The sequence below is a fragment of the Paenibacillus sedimenti genome (assembly GCF_014534655.1).
Taxonomy (GTDB): domain Bacteria; phylum Bacillota; class Bacilli; order Paenibacillales; family NBRC-103111; genus Paenibacillus_E; species Paenibacillus_E sedimenti.
The window spans coordinates 770,058-792,503 of record NZ_JACVVD010000001.1; the positions used below are offsets into that span (position 1 = coordinate 770,058).

General features: G+C 48.8%; 21 protein-coding genes. 19 read left to right on the forward strand and 2 right to left on the reverse strand.

What is annotated here, in order from left to right:
• Positions 1 to 13: 13 nt before the first annotated feature.
• Positions 14 to 853 (reverse strand): late competence protein ComER, encoded by an 840-nt coding sequence (comER, locus tag ICC18_RS02795; RefSeq protein WP_188172842.1) that lies wholly within the window; start codon positions 851 to 853, stop codon positions 14 to 16.
• A 146-nt stretch (positions 854 to 999) separates the two neighbouring features.
• Here comER and ICC18_RS34515 point away from each other — a divergent pair, with 146 nt between their 5' ends.
• From ICC18_RS34515 to holA, 8 genes are all read left to right on the forward strand, one after another.
• On the forward strand, positions 1,000 to 1,587 hold the full coding sequence (locus ICC18_RS34515; RefSeq protein ID WP_312029471.1) for a ComEA family DNA-binding protein: 588 nt from the start codon (positions 1,000 to 1,002) through the stop codon (positions 1,585 to 1,587).
• A 71-nt stretch (positions 1,588 to 1,658) separates the two neighbouring features.
• Positions 1,659 to 2,951: a homocysteine synthase gene (locus ICC18_RS02805; protein WP_188172843.1), complete on the forward strand. Its 1,293-nt coding sequence runs from the start codon at positions 1,659 to 1,661 to the stop codon at positions 2,949 to 2,951.
• Between the two features lie 21 nt (positions 2,952 to 2,972).
• The gene (locus tag ICC18_RS02810) at positions 2,973 to 3,485 is read left to right on the forward strand and encodes a deoxycytidylate deaminase (RefSeq protein WP_188172844.1); all 513 of its coding nucleotides are present in this window, start codon (positions 2,973 to 2,975) and stop codon (positions 3,483 to 3,485) included.
• 80 nt (positions 3,486 to 3,565) lie between these two features.
• Complete coding sequence (locus ICC18_RS02815) at positions 3,566 to 4,003, forward strand: hypothetical protein (protein WP_188172845.1); 438 nt, start codon at positions 3,566 to 3,568, stop codon at positions 4,001 to 4,003.
• Positions 4,004 to 4,041: 38 nt separating this feature from the next.
• Positions 4,042 to 6,567: a DNA internalization-related competence protein ComEC/Rec2 gene (locus ICC18_RS02820; RefSeq protein ID WP_223192264.1), complete on the forward strand. Its 2,526-nt coding sequence runs from the start codon at positions 4,042 to 4,044 to the stop codon at positions 6,565 to 6,567.
• Between the two features lie 497 nt (positions 6,568 to 7,064).
• The gene (locus ICC18_RS02825; protein ID WP_188172847.1) at positions 7,065 to 7,613 is read left to right on the forward strand and encodes an RNA polymerase sigma factor; all 549 of its coding nucleotides are present in this window, start codon (positions 7,065 to 7,067) and stop codon (positions 7,611 to 7,613) included.
• A complete protein-coding gene (locus ICC18_RS02830) occupies positions 7,610 to 8,824 on the forward strand; it encodes an anti-sigma factor family protein (RefSeq protein WP_188172848.1) in 1,215 nt (404 codons plus the stop codon). The genes ICC18_RS02825 and ICC18_RS02830 overlap by 4 nt, the downstream gene beginning before the upstream one ends.
• Positions 8,825 to 9,101: 277 nt before the next feature.
• Entirely contained in the window at positions 9,102 to 10,121 is a 1,020-nt protein-coding gene (holA, locus tag ICC18_RS02835) for a DNA polymerase III subunit delta (RefSeq protein ID WP_188172849.1), read from the forward strand.
• 81 nt (positions 10,122 to 10,202) lie between these two features.
• On the opposite strand, the gene rpsT is transcribed toward holA, so the two are convergent.
• Positions 10,203 to 10,472 carry a 30S ribosomal protein S20 gene (gene rpsT / locus ICC18_RS02840; protein ID WP_188172850.1) on the reverse strand — a complete coding sequence of 90 codons (270 nt, stop codon included), beginning with the start codon at positions 10,470 to 10,472 and terminating at the stop codon, positions 10,203 to 10,205.
• A 197-nt stretch (positions 10,473 to 10,669) separates the two neighbouring features.
• Here rpsT and gpr point away from each other — a divergent pair, with 197 nt between their 5' ends.
• The 11 genes from gpr (at position 10,670) to grpE (ending at position 22,262) form a co-directional block, all read left to right on the forward strand.
• Positions 10,670 to 11,668, forward strand: coding sequence for a GPR endopeptidase (gene gpr, locus ICC18_RS02845; protein ID WP_188172851.1), 999 nt, complete (start codon positions 10,670 to 10,672; stop codon positions 11,666 to 11,668).
• A 128-nt stretch (positions 11,669 to 11,796) separates the two neighbouring features.
• Positions 11,797 to 12,270, forward strand: coding sequence for a TIR domain-containing protein (locus ICC18_RS02850; RefSeq protein WP_188172852.1), 474 nt, complete (start codon positions 11,797 to 11,799; stop codon positions 12,268 to 12,270).
• Positions 12,267 to 13,244: a TIR domain-containing protein gene (locus ICC18_RS02855; protein ID WP_188172853.1), complete on the forward strand. Its 978-nt coding sequence runs from the start codon at positions 12,267 to 12,269 to the stop codon at positions 13,242 to 13,244. Before ICC18_RS02850 ends, ICC18_RS02855 begins: the two co-directional genes overlap by 4 nt.
• Before the next feature lie 292 nt (positions 13,245 to 13,536).
• Positions 13,537 to 14,766: a stage II sporulation protein P gene (gene spoIIP, locus ICC18_RS02860; protein ID WP_188172854.1), complete on the forward strand. Its 1,230-nt coding sequence runs from the start codon at positions 13,537 to 13,539 to the stop codon at positions 14,764 to 14,766.
• 36 nt (positions 14,767 to 14,802) lie between these two features.
• Positions 14,803 to 15,204, forward strand: a complete 402-nt coding sequence (locus ICC18_RS02865) for a DUF3679 domain-containing protein (protein WP_188172855.1) — start codon at positions 14,803 to 14,805, stop codon at positions 15,202 to 15,204.
• Positions 15,205 to 15,280: 76 nt separating this feature from the next.
• A complete protein-coding gene (lepA, locus tag ICC18_RS02870; RefSeq protein WP_188172856.1) occupies positions 15,281 to 17,095 on the forward strand; it encodes a translation elongation factor 4 in 1,815 nt (604 codons plus the stop codon).
• A gap of 75 nt (positions 17,096 to 17,170) precedes the next feature.
• Positions 17,171 to 18,322, forward strand: a complete 1,152-nt coding sequence (hemW, locus tag ICC18_RS02875; protein ID WP_188172857.1) for a radical SAM family heme chaperone HemW — start codon at positions 17,171 to 17,173, stop codon at positions 18,320 to 18,322.
• 158 nt (positions 18,323 to 18,480) lie between these two features.
• Positions 18,481 to 18,951 carry an N-acetyltransferase gene (locus ICC18_RS02880; RefSeq protein WP_188172858.1) on the forward strand — a complete coding sequence of 157 codons (471 nt, stop codon included), beginning with the start codon at positions 18,481 to 18,483 and terminating at the stop codon, positions 18,949 to 18,951.
• Between the two features lie 120 nt (positions 18,952 to 19,071).
• A complete protein-coding gene (gene hrcA / locus ICC18_RS02885) occupies positions 19,072 to 20,100 on the forward strand; it encodes a heat-inducible transcriptional repressor HrcA (RefSeq protein ID WP_188172859.1) in 1,029 nt (342 codons plus the stop codon).
• The gene (locus tag ICC18_RS02890; RefSeq protein ID WP_188172860.1) at positions 20,097 to 21,629 is read left to right on the forward strand and encodes a TCP-1/cpn60 chaperonin family protein; all 1,533 of its coding nucleotides are present in this window, start codon (positions 20,097 to 20,099) and stop codon (positions 21,627 to 21,629) included. The genes hrcA and ICC18_RS02890 overlap by 4 nt, the downstream gene beginning before the upstream one ends.
• 51 nt (positions 21,630 to 21,680) lie before the next feature.
• Positions 21,681 to 22,262, forward strand: a complete 582-nt coding sequence (gene grpE / locus ICC18_RS02895) for a nucleotide exchange factor GrpE (protein ID WP_188172861.1) — start codon at positions 21,681 to 21,683, stop codon at positions 22,260 to 22,262.
• The last annotated feature ends 184 nt before the right edge of the window (positions 22,263 to 22,446 follow it).

A 22,446-nucleotide genomic window follows, 5' to 3' on the forward strand; every position in this document is an offset into this window, starting at 1 on the left:
TACGCTTAGTTGGCTATTGAGAAGGCTGTTGGTTCAAGGTGAATTGCAGCTCAGCCTTCTCAAGGTCTTCTTCGTATTTTGCATGTGTGGCACGAATGACTTGGTGGAATATACCGATCAGCCCATTATGCATAATTCGCAAGCCTTCAGCCGTGATACCGCCGGGTACAGCTACGCGTTTTTGCAGAGCGACAGGATCGAATCCGCCGGTTGTGAGAAGTTTTCCGGTACCCAGCGTCATTTCGCTGGCAAGAAGCGTAGCTTCTTCTTTGGAAATTCCCGTTTCCTCCACGGCGGCGTCAATGAACGATTGGATAACATAAGCAAGAAATGCAGGTCCGCAGCTCGATAGATCGGAAGAAATACGCGTGAAATTTTCGGAAACACGAATTGGCGAGGAGATATGAGCGAGTATATTTTCCAGCCATTCCTTGTCCTCCGGCTGCATACGGTTGCCATGAATACACAGAGTAGCGCCGCTGAGTACATAGTTTGTGATGCTAGGGATGATCTTGCTGATTTTGGCAGGCAGCAAACATTCCAAATGCTTAAGCAGCACAGGACTTGTAATCGACACAAACATGTGAGAAGGAAGCACGTCCTCTTTAATTTCATCAATAACAGTTTTAAACTCTGACGGCTTCACACATAGAAAAATGAGATCGCTTTGAGTCGCAACTTCTCTATTTGATCGGGCCACATGCAGTCCCGGATAGGTCTGTGCCAGATGCTCCACTTTGCTGATCGTACGATTACCCGCAATGATCTGCTCCGGGTTGAATGCACCGGAGTGAATGAACGCTTCAATTAGAATACTTCCCATACTCCCAGTACCGATGAATCCTGCTTTCATCTAGTTATCCCTCCCAATAATGTTCAGTCACCCTAGTTGTGCCTCATACAGTTGGTTAGAACTGGGCCCAAGCATTTATTCCACTCAGATGCTTTTTCATCTATATGCTCATTAACAAACATTCATGCTATGAAAGGAGAGAATTCGTGGAATTATTTAGTAATAAAAGGGGTTGGATCGCGATTTCTGCTGTTTCAGCCTGTTTATTTGGGTATATCATCTGGCAATTTGCGCTAGGCGGACGCTCCATGGTCCGAACGGAATTTCAACCGGTCAACGATCAAATGCAGCAGCTTATCGCCCAAACAGCCGAACAAACTCAATCTCCCGCCAAAGTGGAAATGGAGCAAAAGTCAGCGCCTGCAATTTCCGCGGTTCCATCTGCCTCGACGGAGCCGATTGCAACTTCAACGATGCCATCAATTGCATCAGGGACGCTCCCGGATTCGTCCGCATCGGCCAAGCCTTCTATGATCCCATCACCAAAACCATCATCTACGTCAATGATTGCAGCTCCCGGAAAATCCTCCGTACCACACCTCGATTTGAACTCTGCTACTCTGGAGCAATTAGATCAATTGCCCGGAATTGGAGCCAGCAAAGCCAAGGCAATTATCGATTACCGAAAGCAAAAGGGGCAATTTAGCCGGATAGAGGAGCTGACGGAAGTCAAAGGAATTGGCGAGAAAATGCTGGAGAAGCTGAAGCCGCTTATTTATGTGTCTAAGCCATAGTCATTCTTTTAATTTACCGGGAAGTATGAGAAGATAATAGGGAAATTTTACCTGAGGGGGAATGAATGTAAATGTCCGCAGACCGTAAATTGTCCATCGAAACATTAGCCGTTCACGCAGGTCAGGAAATAGATCCAACCACGTTATCCAGAGCTGTTCCTTTGTACCAAACTACGTCCTATGGCTTCCGGGACACCGAGCATGCCGCAAACTTATTTGCACTCAAGGAATTCGGCAATATTTATACGCGTTTGATGAATCCGACTACGGATGTTTTCGAAAAGCGGATTGCCGCTCTCGAAGGCGCTCCGGCGGCACTTGCGACGGCTTCCGGTCAAGCGGCTATTACGTATTCCATTCTTAATATTGCCGGAGCCGGTGACGAAATTGTATCCGCTTCGAGCGTATACGGCGGAACTTATAATTTATTTTCAACAACTTTGCTGAAGTTGGGCATTCACGTTTCTTTTGTAGATCCGGTTAATCCGGAAAACTATCGGGCTGCGATCACGGATAAAACCAAAGCATTGTATGCGGAAACGATCGGCAACCCGAAAGGGGATGTGCTCGATATCGAAGCTATAGCCGCAATTGCGCACGAACACGGTATTCCGCTTATTGTAGACAATACATTCCCTAGCCCTTACTTACTCCGACCTATCGAGCATGGAGCCGATATTGTTGTTCATTCCGCAACCAAATTTATCGGAGGTCATGGTACGTCAATTGGCGGCGTCATCGTAGACGGAGGGAAATTCGATTGGCAAGCTAGCGGTAAATTCCCTGGCTTGACAGAACCGGATCCGAGCTATCATGGCGTTGTTTATACAGCAGCTGTTGGGCCGATTGCTTATATTATTAAGGCGCGAGTTCAGCTTTTGCGTGATATGGGGGCGGCGATATCGCCATTTAATTCATTTTTGCTGCTGCAGGGACTGGAAACGCTGCATCTTCGTATGGAACGCCATAGCTCGAATGCCTTGAAAGTTGCGGAATTTCTTGAGAAGCACGAAGCTGTCGAGTGGGTTAATTATGCGGGGCTGGAGAGTCATCCATCCTATGTGCTCGCGCAAAAATATTTGCCGAAAGGCCAAGGGGCGATTCTCACATTCGGCATAAAGGGCGGTCTTGAAGCAGGACGCAAAGTGATTAATGCGGTTCAGCTGTTTTCCCATTTGGCCAACGTAGGCGATTCCAAGTCGCTCATTATCTCACCCGCCAGCACGACACATCAACAACTCGGCGAGGAAGAACAAGTGTCCGCTGGCGTTTCACCTGGCATGATTCGTCTCTCTATCGGGACGGAAGGAATCGACGATATTATTCATGATTTGGATCAGGCTATCAAGGCCAGTCAGAAATAAAAGGAGCTAGAGAGAGCGGCTATGAGAAATCGCAAAGACTGGGACACCTATTTTATGGATATCGCCTATATGGCATCCACTCGTTCGCAATGCAGTCGCAGACACGTTGGAACTGTACTTGTTCAGGGGAAAAAGCTTCTGGGAACAGCCTATAATGGAGCCCCAATGGGGGTGCCCGATTGCAGCGAAGCGGGTTGCATGCTTGTTGAAGAGATCGAGTTAAAGGTCGTCGAGGACAAAGAGGAAGTTATTCGCAAACAGCGCTGTATCCGCACCATTCACGCCGAACAGAACCTCCTGCTCTTTACTGACAGGGAAGACCGTGAGGGTTCAACCGTTTACGTGACCGACCAACCCTGTTGGACTTGCGCTAACATGCTGGCGAACAGCGGCGTGACCGAAATTGTATTTCACCGAGGCTACCCGAAGGATCACGAAAAAGTAAGCAGCCTCATGCTCGCAAGAGGCATTACCTTTCGAAGAATGGAAGCCTACGAGCCCCCAGCCGGCACCATTTCAGAAGTAATAAACTAATATTGCTTGAAAGCATAATAGGGGAAGAACCTCTTTCTGCAAACGGCCATGTGTGCCGGTGTGGAAAGAGGTTTTTCGTTTTGTTGCGGCTGATCGCTAATGTGCAGCCTTTGGTTTATACACCTTTGTGCTGCTATTGGCACTATCCCTTCGGCTCGTGGAGCCCGTTGCTGCCGGCTCTATCCCTATGGCTCATGTGGAGCATGTTGCTGCTGGCACTATCCCTACGGCTCATATGGAGCATGTTGCTGCTGGCACTATCCCTACGGCTCATATGGAGCATGTTGCTGCTGGCACTATCCCTTCGGCTCATGGAGCCCGTTGCTGCTGGCACTATCCCTACGGCTCATGTGGAGCATGTTGCTATTGACACTATCCCTTTAGCTCATGTGGAGCATGCTGCTGTAGGTACTGTCCCTTCGGCTCATCTTGTTGCTGTACTATACCTTTTCCTCAGGCAAGCAGTAGTCGTACTCTACCCGGTTGTATCCGACGTTGCATCTGAGCGAAGGGGATAGTGATGAAAGGAAACGACAAAAAATAAATGGAGGTTCAGATGAAACGACCAGTTGTTCTTGGGTGTTGTCTGTGGATAACCGGATATTCACTCGCGCTATACATTGAGCTGCCGTGGCTTTCTTTAACGGCTAGCGCGCTAATTCTGCTAGCGCTGATCGTAATTTATGCGCTCCGGCTGCCGGGAAGGCTGCTTGCAGGCGCTTTGCTGCTGGTCGGTGTAGCCTACGGCTACTACCACTGGAACGACCAGCGGAATATTTCCGCGCTGCTGCCGCTCACGCAGCAGCAGCAAAGTCTGGGCGGCAGCGAGGTCACGCTGCTCGGCCGTATTGCAAGCCCTGTCTCCGTCGACGGCGACAGGGCCAGCTTCGCCGTGGAAGCGGAGTCCATCCGCTTCCATGAATCCGACGCTTTCCCGCTCGGCGGGGAAAGCGTTCAGGTTTCGCTGCGCCTGCTCCAGCAGGAGCAGCAGGCGCAAGCGGCGGGTTGGCGCCGGGGCGACGCCCTGACGCTGCAGGGGACGCTTCGCAGCCCGGCGCCAGCCCGCAATTTCGGCGGTTTCGATTACCGCCGATACTTGCGCCTTCACCACACACACTGGCTGCTCACAGCCAAGGGTGCGGATCAGGCGCAGGTCGAGCCTGCGGCCTCTCGCGTTAGCGTCGTTCAGCTGCTGCGCTGGAACGACGAGCTGCGCGACGCCCTCGGCAAGCGCATGGATCAGATTTTCCCCGCATCACAAGCGGGGTTCATGAAAAGCATGCTGATCGGCATGCAGGACGATCTTGATCCTGAACGGTTCCAGCAATTTTCGGAGCTGGGACTTACGCATATTTTAGCCATATCCGGCCTCAATGTGGCTGTTTTTCTTGGTGTCTGCATATGGATCATGCGCAGAATGAAGCTTGCCAGAGAAACCTACCTGTTGGTATCGATGCTGCTCCTGCCCTTTTATATCCTGCTGACAGGAGCATCTCCGTCCATCATAAGAGCGGGCCTCATGGCGATCGTCGCTTTGTATGCGGCCAGGCGGGGAGTGCTGAAGGATGTACTTCATATTATGGCTATCGTCGCATGGCTGATGCTCGTATGGGATCCTTATTATATGTTGGACGTTAGTTTTCAACTTTCCTTTTTGGTCACGTTAGGCCTCATTATCGGTGTTCAAAGAGTGAATGAACTAATAGAAGACGCTATATCCTCTCAGGTGCTTCGGAATACAATATCCATCACCATCGTTTCCCAATTGGTCTCATTTCCGGTCTCGATTTATTATTTTAATCAATTCTCTTTACTATCATGGCTTGCCAATGCAGTATTGGTCCCGGTTATTAGTATGGTTGTCTTTCCGGCAGGGCTTCTGGCTTTAGCAGCAGGACTTCTGCACATACCTGCCGGCGCGTGTGTCGGATGGCTCTTGTCTTGGCTTAACGTTGTCGTATTCTGGGTGACGGACAAACTACAGCAGCTGAGAGGGTTCAAAATGATTTGGCCCTCGCCAAGTTTGGCGTGGATCGCTGTTTTTTACTTATTGCTAGTTTTAATCTACGTACTTTTGCATAAACGGCATCAGCTTCAAAGGTCAGATAACCCGATCGTATTACAATCGTATTTATACAAGAAGGGGAAACTGCTTAGAATCTTGCTTTTCACTTCTGTTGTCAGCTTCGCCATTTTACTGTGGACCGGATATTCGCCGAATCGATTCGATCGTTCCGGTTTGGTGCAATTTATCGATGTTGGACAAGGCGATAGTATTCTGATCCATACTCCTCACGGCAAACATGTTCTTATCGACGGAGGAGGAACGATCACCTTCGAGAAACGCGGGGAGGAATGGAAGCGGCGCAAAGATCCTTTTGAGGTCGGTCGTAAAGTGCTTGTGCCGCTGCTGAAGAAGAGAGGTGTCCATGCGTTGGATCTTCTTGTTCTGACGCATGAGGATGCCGATCATAGCGGAGGGTTGCAAGCGGTGATGGAACAAGTTCCGGTCAAACAGTTCCTTTTCAATGGAACCTTGAAGCCAAATGCAGGAATAGAGAAATTGTTCACCACTGCGTTGAATCGTAAAGTACCGCTATTAACTGCGCATACAAGCGAGTGGATCGAGCTCGATCCGGAAACAAGGCTTCAGGTGCTTTATCCTTTTGCCGGTCGGACCAAACAGGTGGAATTGCTTCAGGAGCAGAACGCTCAATCCATTGTTTTTCTATTAGAGATGCAAGGGACGCGATGGCTTTTTACAGGGGATATGGAGAAAGAAACGGAAGCGGCCTTACTCGAAAGTTTCAAGGAAAAGTCAGAGAAGCAACCAAAGATTGACGTGCTTAAGGTTGCTCATCATGGAAGTAAAACATCAACTACAGGGGCGTGGCTGGATTATTGGAAACCGACACTGGCTGTCATATCGGCCGGAGCGAATAATCGTTATGGTCATCCTGCTCCGGATGTTATGCAGCGATTAAAACAGGCTGGGGTTCAGATATTTCGAACTGACAAGATGGGTGAGGTTCAACTTGAAGTACGTCAAGGGATGATATTCTCGAGGATGAGGATAAATTAAGCTGTCCGGTAAGCTGGAGCAGATTTCCAAGGTGAATCCCCGTCCGATTCGACGGATAATCACTTTTACGCGGACTTCAATTTCGGCCTGTGTAAACAGGTTCGCTCCTTGAAGGGCAATTTTGCGTTTGGTGCGTTCAACTTTAAAATCAACCGTATAACATGATGAAGTCCCTCACTTTTGGACAAGCCTTACTTACAATATTCTCTTCTTTGGTACTACATAAACATAGTACTATGCCTTCAGTTTAAAAGGATTACAATGGATAGTAATTTAACTCATGTCCAGGAAAGGGGCTGAACGGGAGTGTAATTCGGCATTAAACCAAATGCAATTTCTTGCGTCTAATATACGTAATGCGGATGGCACGGTATATATTTATTTTTGAAATTTTGTTATTCTGATAGTTGCAAGACAGCAAATGTTTTTTTATTCTATAGATTGCAACCTTATTGGATGCAACTGCGTCTGTAAGATTGCAAGAGGGAGGGATCCCAGTGGTAGCACCCGAACTGGTTAGGGCCGCTCAAGCCGGTGACCGTGATGCTCTCATTACCCTATTGCGAGAAATCGAGGCTCACGTCTATCGAACCGCTTATTATATTTTGAATAATGAACAAGATGCCTTGGACGCATCGCAAGAGGCCTTGCTTCGCATTTATACCAAAATTAATTCTTATGAAGAAAAAGCACTGTTCAAGACGTGGGTGCAGCGGATTGTCACCAACATCTGCATTGATAAATTTCGCAAGGCGAAGCCAACGGTTTCCATTGATGAGCACGAAATGATATTTACTGCCGAACATAACGTAGAGAATGAGATTATGAGCGGATATTTAGCGAAAGATATACGAGAAGCGATCGATAAGCTTCCCGATCACCACCGATCTGTTGTTGTTCTTCGCTATTTGCAGGACTTTTCGTATCATGAAATTGCAGAGTCGTTAAACTTACCGCTGAATACGGTAAAGTCTTACTTATTTCGAGCTAGACAGCAATTGCAGTCGCTGCTCCAAGAATATCAGAAAGGAGGTGTTCGGGGATGAATTGTCAAGAGGTGATGGAGCTTATGCAAAGACAACTGGATGGAGATTTGCTTGCACAGGAGGAGGAAGAGCTCGAAGCTCACCTGATGCATTGCTTAGAGTGCGCCGAAATGTTCGAACGTTTGCAGCGCTTGTCCGATGAGCTGGCAGGACTGCCCAAGGTCGTTCCTCCATACAGCTTGGTCGATGCGATACTGCCGCAACTGGGTGAGATCGATCGGCATGCCGCGGCATCCATTACCGATCCGGCGACTGCTTTCAGCACGCAAGCTCCATCCCTGGCAGCCGGGCAGCCGACTAAACTCCCTTGGACACGCCGTTTCGGGTCGCAGTTTTCTTGGAAATTCGCCGGAGGTGTCGTAGCAGCGGGCCTCATTATCGGATTTTTTGCTTTCAACATGAAGCATCCGGTGCTGGATCAAGCGGATGGCTTGCTTCAACCTAGAACCAAGTCGGAGTCTTCCGCCGCCGCACAAAACGCTCCTGCGGCCGGCACAACATCCGGTGGCGCAGCCGACCGGAAAACGATGATGGATGATGGTAATTCAGCCTCTAAGGCTGCACCCGCCACCTCAGAGATGAATCGGGAGAGCACTCCGCCTGCAGATATCCCTTCTCCACAGGCAACAACGGATGCGAAACTGGAGAAACCAATGGCTCTTGATCAGTCAGGTTCTCCGAAGAGTACACCAAGCGATCCGGCTTCGCGCATGACTCCGGCAACAACGGAGCCTGAGCGGATGAAAGATCCGCAATCGCCGGGAGCTTCTGAGAAGAATAATCCTGCTGCTAAACCAGCGGAACCGACGGATTCGAATCAGAACAAGGCGAATACGACACAGGATGAGCCTAAGGATATGAATACATTGAAAGCTGATGAGCCTTCACCGTCTCCGGTAGCAAAAATGAGTGACCCGCAAGAGAATATCGGCAATAGAAATGGTATTTTTTCTTTTACTGCCCAGCCTGACCATCCTTTAAAATCTGCGACTGGCGCTTATGAAGCTGTCATCGAGCAGCGGCATGTTGTCATTCGGGACAGCTCCTCCCAGGAAATCGTGTTTACTTCCAAACAGGAATGGTCGGAGTCCGATGAGCTTAAGCTAGTTGAGTGGTCTACAGATGACAAGTTGACTTATCAAGTTACCAGTGGCGATACGTCCAAGTCTTTTGTGATCGATGTAAAAGCAAAGACGGAAATTTCTCCATAATTTTTTTGCAAAATGAATGCACCAAACGGATCGCCGCGCGTATGCTGTATGAGAAGCGCGTGAATGTGTTCGGTGGTTCGTCACTCGGTCAAAGGTTTCTAGAGCCTTTGCACCGGTGTTTAAATAGATGCTGTTTCCGAAAGGGGACCCTTTCGGGACAAATTCTTCCAGTTGCTCGGCAAAGGGATTGCGTCAATGTCTTCGGACTTTGACGCAATCCCTTTGTTGTTGGTAAGATGATGGTGGGAAGCTTGAGCTTATAGGAGTGTGTGGGAAAATGGATGCGAAGAAAGCATTGAAAGACATACAAGCAGGGCGGCCGGCTCCGGTTTATTTGTGTTACGGGCTCGAGAAATATAGAATGAGAGAATTCATTCAAGTATTGATGGATTCGCTGATTGAACCGGAACATAAGGAATTTGCCGTCAGTAAATTTGATTTGGGTGAAATCAGTCTTTCGGCGGTGCTGGAAGATGCAGAAACACTGCCGTTCATGGTTCCGAAAAAGCTCATCATTGCGACGAATGCGCTTTTTTTCACAGGAGCTAAAGAGAGCACCAAGGTGGAGCATCACCTGGACCGCCTGATCGACTATCTGAAGTCTCCTGCCGAGCATACTGTGATCGTCTTTACTGTCGATGCGGATAAGCTGGATGAGCGCAAAAAGGTCGTTAAATCGCTTAAAGAGCATGAAGCAGCGATTCCGTTCCTCTCGCTTACTGCGGAGGAGCTGCAGCAGTGGGTCACTCGACAAGCGCAGAAATTAGGTTTTGCCTTCACTGGAGGATCGGTCGATCAGTTGATTCTGTATACGGGAGGAAATCTGCAGTCCTTATCGGCTGAGATTGAGAAGATATCTTTGTATGTGGGGAATGGAGGTACGGCGTCGAAGGAAACCGTTGATCAACTCGTGGCGCGCAGCACGGAGCAGAATGTGTTTATTCTCATCGAAGATATCGTAAATTTGAGGCTGGAAAGAGCGTTCGTCATCCTGGAGGAACTGCTCAAACAGCGTGAAGAGCCCATTAAGATCGCCGCGCTCATCGCCAGACAGTTCCGCATTATGCTGCAGGTGAAAGAGCTAAGCAAGCAGGGATATTCGCAGCAGCAGATGGCTTCGCAAATCGGATTGCATCCGTTCGCGGTTAAAGTGGCAGAGGGACAGGCCCGCAAGTATGAAGCGGACAAGCTGTGCGCGATCATGTCGCAACTGGCCGATCTTGATTTCCAGATGAAAAGCGGGAAAATCGATAAAGTATTAGGACTCGAAATGTTTTTGCTTAGGCTGGCGGCCTAACTTATCCCCCACCTCTCACCATATAAAGAAAAGTCCAGTTCTCTTGAAAGAGAGCTGGACTTTTGTTTGTATGTTCTTGGGTTACGCTTGAGCCGTAAGAGCGTTCAGCTTTTTAGCCAGACGGGACTTCTTGCGGTTAGCGGCATTTTTATGGATTAAACCTTTAGAAGCTGCTTTGTCTAATTTCTTAGAAGCGTTAATCAGAGCATCTTTGGCAGTTTCTGCATTATTGCTTGCAGCTGTTTCGAAAGCTTTCACAGCAGTACGCAGTGCGGACTTTTGGGAAGCGTTGCGAAGACGGCGCTTTTCGCTAACTTTTACTCGTTTAATAGCGGATTTAATGTTTGGCATGAAATTCACCTCCTACTTCACAAAACACGTTCAACGTTACATTTGCATGTTTGCTGACAACTTTAAGTATTCTACCATGCAGAAAGTGAAAATGCAAGACCTGTCAATAGGTTCTCGCCGGCCTTCTTTTTTGAATAACGGTTATATGTTCGTCGCACAATAAGCTATGCAATGCTACCTGAGAAAGGGGAACAGTTATGGATTTAAACGCATATTCCACACATATAGACCTTGCGTTAGATGCAAGGGACTTGGCGCAGGCTGCCAATCAGGGGCAAGCCATACCCGGTATTGAAACGGATACGAAACGAGAAAATGGGATTCGGGTGACCAAGATCAATGTATTAAATGAAGAAGGTTCTAAGGCGCTTGGCAAGCTTCCCGGACATTACATAACGATTGAAGTGCCGGCTCTACGGCAAAAGGACACCCAATTGCAGGATCGCGTGGCAACGAAGCTTGCTCAAGAATTTGGCCAGTTTTTGCTGGAGATCGGTATATCGAAAGAGGCAAAAGTGCTCATTATCGGACTTGGCAATTCCAGCGTTACGCCCGATGCGCTCGGTCCTCTAGTCGTGGATAATGTAATGGTGACACGTCATTACTTTGAGCTGATGCCTGATGACGTAGGCCCGGGGTATCGCGCTGTAAGCGCCGTAGCGCCCGGCGTATTGGGTACCACAGGCATAGAAAGCAGCGATATCGTGCAGGGGATCGTGGAGAAATCCCAACCGGATTTCATCATTGCCATAGATGCCTTAGCATCCAGATCCTTAGAGCGTGTCAATACGACGATTCAAATCGCTGATACCGGCATCCATCCCGGCTCAGGGATTGGCAACAAGCGCAAGGGCCTTACAAAGGAGGTCTTGGGCATTCCGGTCGTTGCCATTGGGGTCCCAACGGTTGTCTATGCATCAACGATTGTTAATAATGCTTTTGATATGATGCATAAGCATTTCAGTGAGCAGACAAGCAATACTGGGCAGATTCTGGGGCTTCTGGACGGCATGAAGGAGGAAGAACGACTGCTGTTGGTCAAGGAAGTGCTGAATCCGGTCGGGCATGATCTTCTCGTGACACCGAAGGAGATCGACCAGTTTATCGAGGATATTGCCAATATTATCGCAAGCGGCTTAAATGCTGCACTTCACGATGCCGTCAGTGTCGATAACGTAGCGGCCTATACCCATTAATCGTTCAAAGCTGTCACTACAAATCGTAGGGACAGCTTTTTTGCTAAATTATGGATAGATTTTGAAGGAGAAAGGAGCGTGGTGTCGAATTGGTTGACAATGATAACTGAGAAGCAGGAAGTGGGATTATGAGTCATTCAGAAAAAGCGAAGTTATTCATCGGGTCTTCCGCTGAAAGCGTAGAAGTCGCTGAAGCGTTACAGGCTAATCTTCAATATGCGTTTGAAGTGACTGTATGGAGTCAGCTGTTGTTTCCTCCCTCTCAAACGACGTTAGCGCCACTCATCCGGAATGCTAAGGCTTCAGACTTCGCCATTTTTGTTTTTCAACCGAGCGATTTGACGCTGCTGAGAGATACCGTAGTCAGTACGGTCAGAGATAATGTCATTCTTGAGCTTGGCTTATTCATCGGGCAAATTGGCTTAGAGAGAACGTACTTCCTTGTTCCGGATGACGAGCCTTTCCATCTGGCTACCGATTTAATCGGTTTAACCCCATTGAAATATAATCCGCATCACAGCGCAGGACTACTTGCGGGACTAGGTCCAGCCACTTTTACAGTGAAGCAAATGTTTAAGGAATTAGGGCTAAGAGTAAAATGAAGCCAAAACTATTTATCGGCTGTTCGCAGCAAAGCTCCATATGGGCAGAGTTTTATCAAACCCAACTATCGGCTGCTTCGGAGGTTTCCGTTATTCATCAAGGCGTGCTTTCCGCATCGCATCATAAATTGAATATGCTGAAGAAACATATGGAAGAGACGGATTTTGGTCTCATCATCTTAACTCATTCGGATATGGATAACGCTTCAACCTATCATAATCTATTAATCTTAATCGGGTTGTGCATTGGAGAACTAGGATACAGCAGGACGTTTATTGTGATGCCAAAAAGCCGTCAATTACCTGACTATCTGGAAGGCTATCATCCTTTGACGATCGACGACCATAATGAAAATGATGAATTAGTTCAACTGGCGGGACCGCATCTGTATCCACTGAAAACAAGTATCCTTGGTCAAAAAAAGCGCTATAAGAAGTCGGATATACGAAAAAATGATGCGCTTCGCAGTTTTCTGTTTGATTCCTTGGATTCGCTCAGCGTTGCCAGTGTAGATTACGACAGGGTGCTGGATAAATTCCATAAGACATTTGATTCCAATTGTGGTACAATTGAGCTTCAAGAAGTGACTGCTGCAACATTGTTTGAACTGCTGGAAGATGGCGTCACTTTGAAACAATTTGGCCGTGCCGGTCAGGTTGGCAGCCACCATCAATTTCATGTCGATGATCCTGTAAGTTACATTGCAGAATGTTATCGCGGCAAAGATACGAACATATACTTAGGGCGAGCTAAAGACAAAGAGGATGGAGAGTTTGAGTACATTTACTGTGTCAAGCTGCATCCGACGATTGTTTCATCCATACATTTCAAAACCAAGACGGATATCCCGTACAGAAGCCATCATGGAGTAATGATGGAGTTGTCTGAACGAAACGCGAAGCTGGTGTCTTCACTCAAATCCATTGTGAAAGGAAGGATTCAATATGTTGAAGCCCACGAAGAAAGCTCGTAACCAATCTCGCAGCAAAAGGGGCGAAAAGCCTACGAATTCAAAGCTGGTCAAACTTTACAACGGTCCTACCGTGTTAAATAAAACTAGCGGCGTGACGATTGTGGCGAAAGGCTCTTTTGATTTTGGATCTGTTGTATAACCCCATAACTTTATAAAATATCCAGACGTCGATATCAGGGATGATATGCGGCGTCTTTTCTTTTTCTCTATCTGAAAAAAATCTATCGTTTGAGTTCTACTGAAGGAGCTCGTTTCATAGATTGAAGTAAGATAGATTAGGAGGAATCACACTATGAAATGGACATCCGCCACACTCAATCTCAGCCATGTTCGCAAAACGTTTCAGAGCGCTGGTTCTGTCGGGAAAACATTTATCCTGCTCAGCACCGCTACTTTCGCTTTGTTCGTCCTTCTTGGAGTCGGAGGCTTTCTTCAGGCCAAAGTCATAACGACCTCCCCTGTCTCCTCGATGAAAAGTCTCGCCGCCTCCGTCACCAATCAATTTTTTATCGATATGTTAGGCATGGAAGTGCCGCATCTGCATAAGGACAAGAAGAAATTTACATTTTCACAGCACAATGTGTTTAACTTTGCTTTCCGTTTTATGACGGATATTAACCCGCGGGATCCCAAAAGCTTGATGGCCAGCGAAGTGCCTGGCATGGATTTGACAAAGAGTACGGTGCTTGTGAGAGGAAGTGCGACGAATCCGAGTGAACCCCAAGATTATACACCTCCGGCGAATGCACTTGACGCAGAAGCCAAAACCCCGCTGCCTTCCATAACACCGGAGGTTGCCGTATCCGCAAGTCCAACGCCAACGAACGTATCAATGGGCCAACCACCGAGAACAGCCGGTAAAAACGTCGCATTTGTCTATCAAACGCACAGTAATGAATCGTTCTTGCCTGAGCTTAAAGGCATCACTAATCCTGATAAAGCCTATAGTGACAAAGTCAACATTATTTCTGTCGGCAAAAGGTTGGCGCAAAATCTGGAAAGAGACGGCATCGGCGCCGTTCATTCAGAAACCGTATATCCGAGCACAGTGAAAAATTTTGAATATCCGTACTCGTACAAATATTCGTTGAAAACACTCCAGGAAGCCGCTGTCGCTCACCCGGATCTACAGTATTATTTTGATATTCATCGCGATTCTTCATCCCGCAGCAAAACGACAGTTACCATCGATGGCAAGGATTACGCGCAGGTGTACTTTATCATCGGCGGCAAAAATCCGAATTGGAAAAAAAATGAAGAATTTGCGAGAAAAATTCATCAGGTGCTGGAAGCCAAACATCCCGGCATTTCCAAAGGCATTCATGCCAAAGAAGCCAATGAGGGCAACGGTCTTTACAATCAAAACTTTTCTCCCAACAACATCCTGATTGAAGTCGGGGGTCCTTACAATACCCTGGAAGAATGCTACCGGACAACGGATTGGCTGTCAGAGGCTATTTCAGAAGTGATATTAAATGCGAAGAAAGTAGACGCGCCGGTTCCGGCCGCTAAGCAATCTTAATACTGGGCGCGATTGAAGGCGGAGGAGAAGATGAGGATGAAGCATTTTTATTTCAAAGTCGGATTGTTCGGACTGTTATTGATGTTTTGCATCTTATTCGGCGTGAGCCTTGCGTCCGGTGGAGTGGAACGCATACAAGGGCCGCTGCCTCCTTCCTCCAAAGAAACGCAAGAGGCGACCGTAAAGCCGAAAGCAAAAGTAACGGCGCTTGCCGCTGAGGTAACCCCTTCGCCTACCAAGTCAGTAGCGAAGGGCAAAGCTGCCGAGGAAGAGGAAAAAGCGAAAACTGAAGCGGAAACGAAGCCCGACCCTGTAGCCGATCATGATAATTCGCTCAACCATGTCGGGAACAAGCTTGGCGACCTGCTGCAAATCGTAGCGCACCACGGGATCAAGCTGTTTGTATCGTTATTTGATGCGGTGCTTGGCAAAGGATGACGCCGGCACATTGCTGGGACTTCTTACAACTGCTATAATGAAAATTATTTGCATGTAGTGGGGGTTAGTCTTTAGCATGACGGACATTCGAGCTAGACAAAAGAAAATTCGCAACTTTTCAATTATCGCACATATCGACCACGGTAAGTCGACGCTTGCCGACCGCATTTTGGAATATACAGGAGCGCTGTCTTCCCGTGAGATGCAGGAGCAGGTGCTCGACCAGATGGATCTGGAGCGGGAACGCGGAATCACCATCAAGCTGCAAGCGGTAAGATTGACCTACCGCGCGGACGATGGTGAGGAGTACATTTTGAATTTGATTGATACCCCGGGGCACGTCGACTTCACGTATGAAGTATCCCGAAGTCTTGCAGCTTGCGAAGGCGCGCTGCTTGTCGTGGACGCGGCACAAGGCATTGAAGCGCAGACGCTGGCCAATGTATATCTGGCGCTGGATAATAATCTTGAAATTTTACCCGTTATTAATAAAATCGATTTGCCGAGCGCCGATCCTGAGAAAGTGAAGCAGGAAGTTGAGGATGTCATCGGCCTCGATGCGAGTGAAGCGGTGTTGGCTTCCGCGAAGGCCGGTATCGGCATTAAAGAAATTTTGGAACAAGTGTGTCAGAAAGTGCCGGCGCCTCAGGGAGATCCGGACAATCCGTTAAAAGCGCTGATTTTCGACTCTCATTATGATGCCTATAAAGGCGTTATCGTGTATGTTCGGGTCGTAGACGGATCGATCAAGGCAGGCTCCAAAATCAAGATGATGGCGACGAACAAAACGTTTGAGGTCATTGAAGTTGGCGCGTTTAAGCCAAGAATGTCGATCGTGGATTCCCTCGATGTAGGCGATGTAGGCTTTATCGTAGCCGGAATCAAGAATGTAGGGGATACGCGGGTCGGGGATACAGTGACAGATGCAACTCGTCCGGCGCCTGAACCGCTTCCAGGTTACCGCCGGATCAACCCGATGGTATTCTGCGGACTGTACCCGATCGAAACATCCGATTACAACGATCTTCGCGAGGCACTGCAAAAGCTCGAGCTGAACGACGCGTCGTTGCGCTTTGAGCCAGAGACATCTTCGGCACTTGGCTTTGGTTTTCGCTGCGGATTCCTGGGACTGCTGCACATGGAGATCATTCAGGAGCGTATCGAGCGCGAATTCAACATCCCGCTTATTACAACCGCGCCGAGTGTAATCTACCGCGTAACATTGACGAACGGCGAAGTGATGGACATCGATAATCCGTCCAACTACCCGGATCCGCAGCGGATTGATTTCGTTGAAGAGCCTTACGTGAAAGCATCGGTTATCGTACCGAACGATTATGTAGGTACGATTATGGAGCTTTGCCAAGGTAAACGCGGTGAATACATCAATATGGAGTACCTGGACTCTAATCGGGTGACATTGACGTATGACATCCCATTGTCCGAGATTGTCTATGATTTCTTCGACCAGTTGAAGTCAAGAACAAAAGGCTACGCTTCATTCGACTATGAAGTAACAGGCTACAAGAAATCCAATCTCGTGAAAATGGACATCCTCCTTAATGGCGAACAGGTCGACGCCCTGTCGTTCATCGTTCATCGTGACGGAGCTTATAATCGCGGTAAAATTATTTGCGATAAGCTGAAGGAACTCATTCCGCGGCAAATGTTCGAGGTGCCGATCCAAGCGGCAATCGGACAAAAGATTGTTGCTCGTGAGACCGTTAAAGCGATGCGCAAAAACGTCCTCGCCAAATGTTACGGCGGTGACATTTCACGTAAACGGAAGCTGCTCGATAAGCAGAAGGAAGGGAAGAAGCGCATGAAGCAGGTCGGCAGCGTTGAGGTGCCGCAGGAAGCATTCATGGCTGTTCTCAAAATCGACGAATAGAACGAAAAGATGAGAAGCCGGGGTGGCAGAGTACTCTGCCCCTTGGCTTTTTCGCTCAGAAAGGAACGATTTCTTATGCTGGTTACTTATGCGGCTCCAACGGCTGTGTATATTCATATTCCCTTTTGCACGAACAAATGTCATTATTGCGATTTCAACTCTTACGTGCTCAAAGGTCAGCCGGTGATGGAATATTTGGATGCCCTTGAACGTGAAATGGAGCTGACGGTAAGAGAGAATCCGCCTGCTAAAGTAGAAACAATCTTCGTTGGCGGCGGAACGCCGACAGTTCTGCTGCCCGATCAAATGGAGCGGTTTCTGCTAATGGTTCGGACTTATTTTCCAGCGGACAGCTCAGAGGTTGAATTCTCGATGGAAGCGAATCCCGGGACAACGGATGAGGATAAGCTGGCCGTCATGAAAGAAGGCGGCGTCAACCGCATCAGTTTCGGCGTACAGTCCTTCAATAATGATTTGTTAGCAGCAATCGGACGCATTCATAATACGGACGATGTATTCAGAAGCATCGAGAACGCCAAGAAACTGGGCTTTAATAACTTATCGATCGATCTGATGTTTGGACTTCCTAAACAAACTGTCGATATCATGCAGGCTACTTTAGATGAAGCTTTAGCGCTGGATTTGCAGCATTACTCGATATATAGCCTAAAAGTGGAAGAAAACACGTTGTTCCACACCTTGTTTCACAAAAATCAACTGCCTCTTCCAAGTGAAGACGAAGAAGTGGAAATGTACGAACTGATTATGAACAGACTGCAAGACGCGGGTTACAAGCAGTACGAGATCAGCAACTTCGCAAAGCCGGGTTGCGAAAGCAGGCATAACTCGATGTATTGGCGCAACCGCTCCTATTATGGTCTGGGCGCCGGGGCTCACGGGTATATGAATGGACAGCGGCATGTCAATGTAAAAGGCATTCAGCCATATATCGATGCGACCAAACAGGGCTTGCCGATTGCGGAGCAATTCGAAGTAACGCGCCAGGAAGCAATGGAAGATTTCATGATGGTCGGCTTGCGTATGCTGGAAGGTGTAAGGAATGCCGATTTCATCAGCCAGTTTGGTATCACGATAGAATCGCAATTCGAATCTACATTAGACCAATGGCTGCGCAAACAGCTGCTCGAACGAACGCAGGACGGATATAGGCTTTCGAAGCAAGGAATCCTGCTTGGCAACGAAGTTTTTGCATCATTCCTTTCCTAAAACAACTTATCCATTTCTGCCAAAATCGGTATAAATAGTTCTTGTGCAAATATACGTTTCGTTGTATATTTATACATGAATCCACAAGCGTAAGTGCGGTAAAGCCGCTATGACGCTGGCTTGGGTTTTATGCATTTTTTATTGCGATTGGTGGGATAATGGTGAATTCAACAGTGACCGTGAGAAAAGCTTCCAGCGATGATATCGAGAAGCTTTATGATATTATACAAGGCTACGCCAAGCAGGGGATTATGCTCCCCCGTACCAGAAATATGCTGCAAGAGCACATCGAAACGTTTGTAGTCGCTGAACATGACAATCTGCTCATCGGCTGCGGTTCGTTAACACGTCTGGGACCTGACTTGGTTGAGATTCGTTCACTGGGAATGACACCAGGCTATAAAGGGCAGGGGATCGGCGGCAAGCTCGTCAATTTTCTTGTTGAAGAGGCAAGAAGCCAAGGCATTATTAAAGTAATGGCACTCACGTATGAAGTGGCTTTTTTCCAAAAAAACGGCTTTACCGTTGTGCCTAAAGAGATATTCCCGGAGAAGGTTTGGAAGGATTGCATGCATTGCAAAAAGCAGTATTGCTGTGATGAAATTGCCGTCCTCAAACGATTGGATTGACTTGACAACAGACCTTAGGGTCTGTTATTTTTGTAATAGGATTTAGCACTCACTAAATAAGAGTGCTAACGACAGTGGAGCAGCGATGGTAAAGTAAAGCTCTCACAAGGAGGGGTATATATGTTATCAGAACGTCAACGTATGATTTTGAGTGCTATCATTGATGACTATGTACGTTCAGCAGAACCGATTGGTTCTCGAAGCATTTCCAAACGGGGCAACGTTGGATTCAGTCCGGCTACGATCCGTAATGAAATGTCCGACCTGGAAGAGATGGGCTTTCTCGAGCAACCACATACATCCGCTGGCCGGATCCCTTCGCACAAAGGTTATCGCTATTATGTGGATCATTTGCTTCAGCACGGCTCCCTGCAGACACATGAGCTCGATGCCATGAAGATGGTCTTCGCACAACGCATTCAAGAGATGGAAGATGTCATTCAGCATGTAGCGGGAATGCTCTCTAGTCTCACTAATTATACATCCATCGTTCTCGGCCCTGAGGTGTTCAGCACGACTTTGAAACATCTGCAAATCGTTCCGCTGTCGGATACAACGGCAGTGACGATTATCGTGACAAATACGGGGCATGTGGAGAACAAAACGATCACGATCCCGGAAGGCGTACCGATGTCCGAGATCGAAAAGGTCGTCAATTTATTGAACGCAAGGCTCAAGAATGTGCCATTGCTTCAGTTTAAATCCAAGCTTTACAACGAGATTTCGAGTGAGCTGAGCAAGTATGTGAATGGGTATCAGGAGCTCGTGTCTGTCGTGGAAAGCGTCCTTCAGAACGATGAGAAGGATCGCGTTTTCCTTAGCGGGATGACGAATATGCTCATTCAGCCCGAATTCAAAGACGTTGATAAAGTGAAGAGCATTCTTGATCTATTGGAAGAAGCGCCTACGCTCATCAAACTGTTTACATCTTCCAATGAAGGCATCGACGTCAAAATCGGCAATGAAAACAGCATCGAAGCGATTAATAATTGCAGCTTGATTACCGCTTCTTATTCGATCGGCGACAAGCCGCTTGGCACGATTGGCATTCTAGGACCTACCCGCATGGAATATGGCAGAGTTATCAATTTGCTGAATCATCTTTCGAAGCATTTGGAAGTCGTTCTTGGGCGATGGTACGGCAAATGAGCGGCATTCAACATGAAGGCGAAGAGCGGTTCTCAACTCTGGTGAACAACGCTGCAGCGGTTAGAGCAATTTGCTCCGCTGTAGAAGGCACACTTGGCCCCAAGGGACTCGATACGATGCTTGTCGGAACGCAAGGTGAAGTGATCATCACCAACGACGGGGTTACCATCTTGGAAAAGATGGACGTCACACACCCGGCTGCCCGGCTGCTCATTCAAGTTGCGAAAAGCCAGCAGCGTCAAATCGGTGACGGAACGACGACCGCAACCGTGCTCGCCGGAGCGCTGGTACACGAAGGCGTTGCGCAAGTGACACGCGGCGTCCCGGTGGCGAAGGTCGTCAGCGGGATGCAGCAAGGCATTGAGCTGGCTGTGAGGAGCCTGCGTAGCAGGAGCCGGGCCGTCCAAGGGCTAGGCGATGCAGCGCTGAAGCGCATCGCAATTACCGCAGGCCGCGAGCAAGCGGATATCGCGCGGCTGATCGTCGCCGCCGCCGAAGCGGTCGGCGAGGCGAAGCTGCGCGAAGACGGCTACCGCTTCGCGGACAGCGTGCTCGCCCATGAAGAGGCGAGCAGCGAAGTCTGGCCCGGCATTCTGCTGAATCAGAAGCCGATGAACTTGCATGCGGGCGGCGAGCTTCGCGATGTCCGCGTACTCGTGCTGCATGACGCCTTGGAGCCTGAGGCGGTCAGCGAGGAATCGCTGGTCACCGAGGCAGGCTTCCAGCGGCATATGCAGCTGAGAGAGCAGTTCCGCAGCAGCTTCAGCATGCTGCTGGAGCTTGGCGTCGGTCTGATCGCCTCAGACCGCGGGGTGGATCCCGAGGCGGAGCAATTTTGCTCCGACCAGGGTATTCTCGTGCTGCAGCGGTTGTCCCGCAGGGACCTGCAGCAGCTGAGCGAGCACACTGGCGCCCGGCCGGTGCGGCGCACGGCGCTGCGCAAGAGCGCGCCTGAGCTCGGCGCAGCGCTCGGGCACGCGGGCTACGCCGCCTACGATGAGCGGCTGGAGCGCGTGCGCGTCAGCCGCGGTCACGGCGAGCAGCACGTGACCGTCATCGTCGGCGCGGCGACGCGCGAGGCGGCCCACGAGCGCTCGCGCATCGCCAAGGACGCCGCGTCGGCCGTCCAAGCCGCCGTGCGCGGCGGGTATTTGCCCGGCGGCGGCGCCGTCGAGATGGCTGTCGCCCACGATCTGGAGCGCCTGCGAGAGACGATGAAGGGCATGGAAGGCTTCGGCGTAGCCGCCGTAGCCGGAGCGCTGCGGAAGCCGCTGGCGCAGATCGTCGTGAACGCGGGCTACAATCCGCTGGAAAAGGTCGAAGAGCTTAAAGCTGCACAAATCGCTATGGAAACAGACAGCTTGGGTATCGATTGCGATACGGGTCAGGTGACAGACTTCATTGAAGCTGGCATCATTGACCCGGCCGATGTAAAAATACATGCGCTGCAAGCGGCTGGAGAAGTTGCAGCGGCCGTATTGCGCATTCATACCGTCATTAAGATGAAGCAGCCTTTTGAAGAAGCCTAAAGATGGGCAAACTGACGGCAAGATATAGTTTTTTAAGGAGGTGAAGGACAATTGAGTAATGAGAATAAACAAACTGCAGAGCAAGATGTGAATGCTACATACGCAGCCGAAAGCGAGCAAGCTGCCGAGCAGCAGGCTGAAGCGGCAGACCAATCGCAAGCGGGATCCGAGGAAGCTGGTGCGCTTAGCGAATTGGATCAATTGCGTATGCAATCCGATGAAAACTATCAGCGTTTTTTGCGCGTTCAAGCGGACTTCGATAACTTCCGCCGCCGCTCCAGAGCGGAGAAAGAAGATTTTGCGAAATACGCTTCTCTTAAATTGATCGAGCAGCTTTTGCCTGTCGTCGATAACTTCGATCGCGCGCTGTCTTCCAGCAAGGAAGCGAAAGATTTTGACGCCTTGGTGAAAGGTTTGGATATGACTTTCCGCCAACTGGATCAAGTGCTGACGCAAGAAGGCTTGAAGCCGATCGAGGCCGTAGGTCAACCGTTCAATCCCGAATTCCACCAAGCGATCATGCAGGTAGAATCCGAAGAACACGAAGAAGGCATAGTCGTTGAAGAACTGCAAAAAGGCTATATGCTGAAGGATAAAGTAATCCGCCCGGCAATGGTGAAAGTAAGTGTTTAATCTTAGTAGTTGTTTAAAAAGTCCACTTTCATAACGAAGTTATTCAGGATGTTATATCGGCATCGAATCTTGAACGAACCCGGGAAGTTCGGTACTCACATCTCGCTCCGTTCCCCCTTCTCCGGTTTTCGTCCAACCTTCTCGGCTCTGAAAGCGAACTTTTTAAACTCTTATTGTAAGTAGC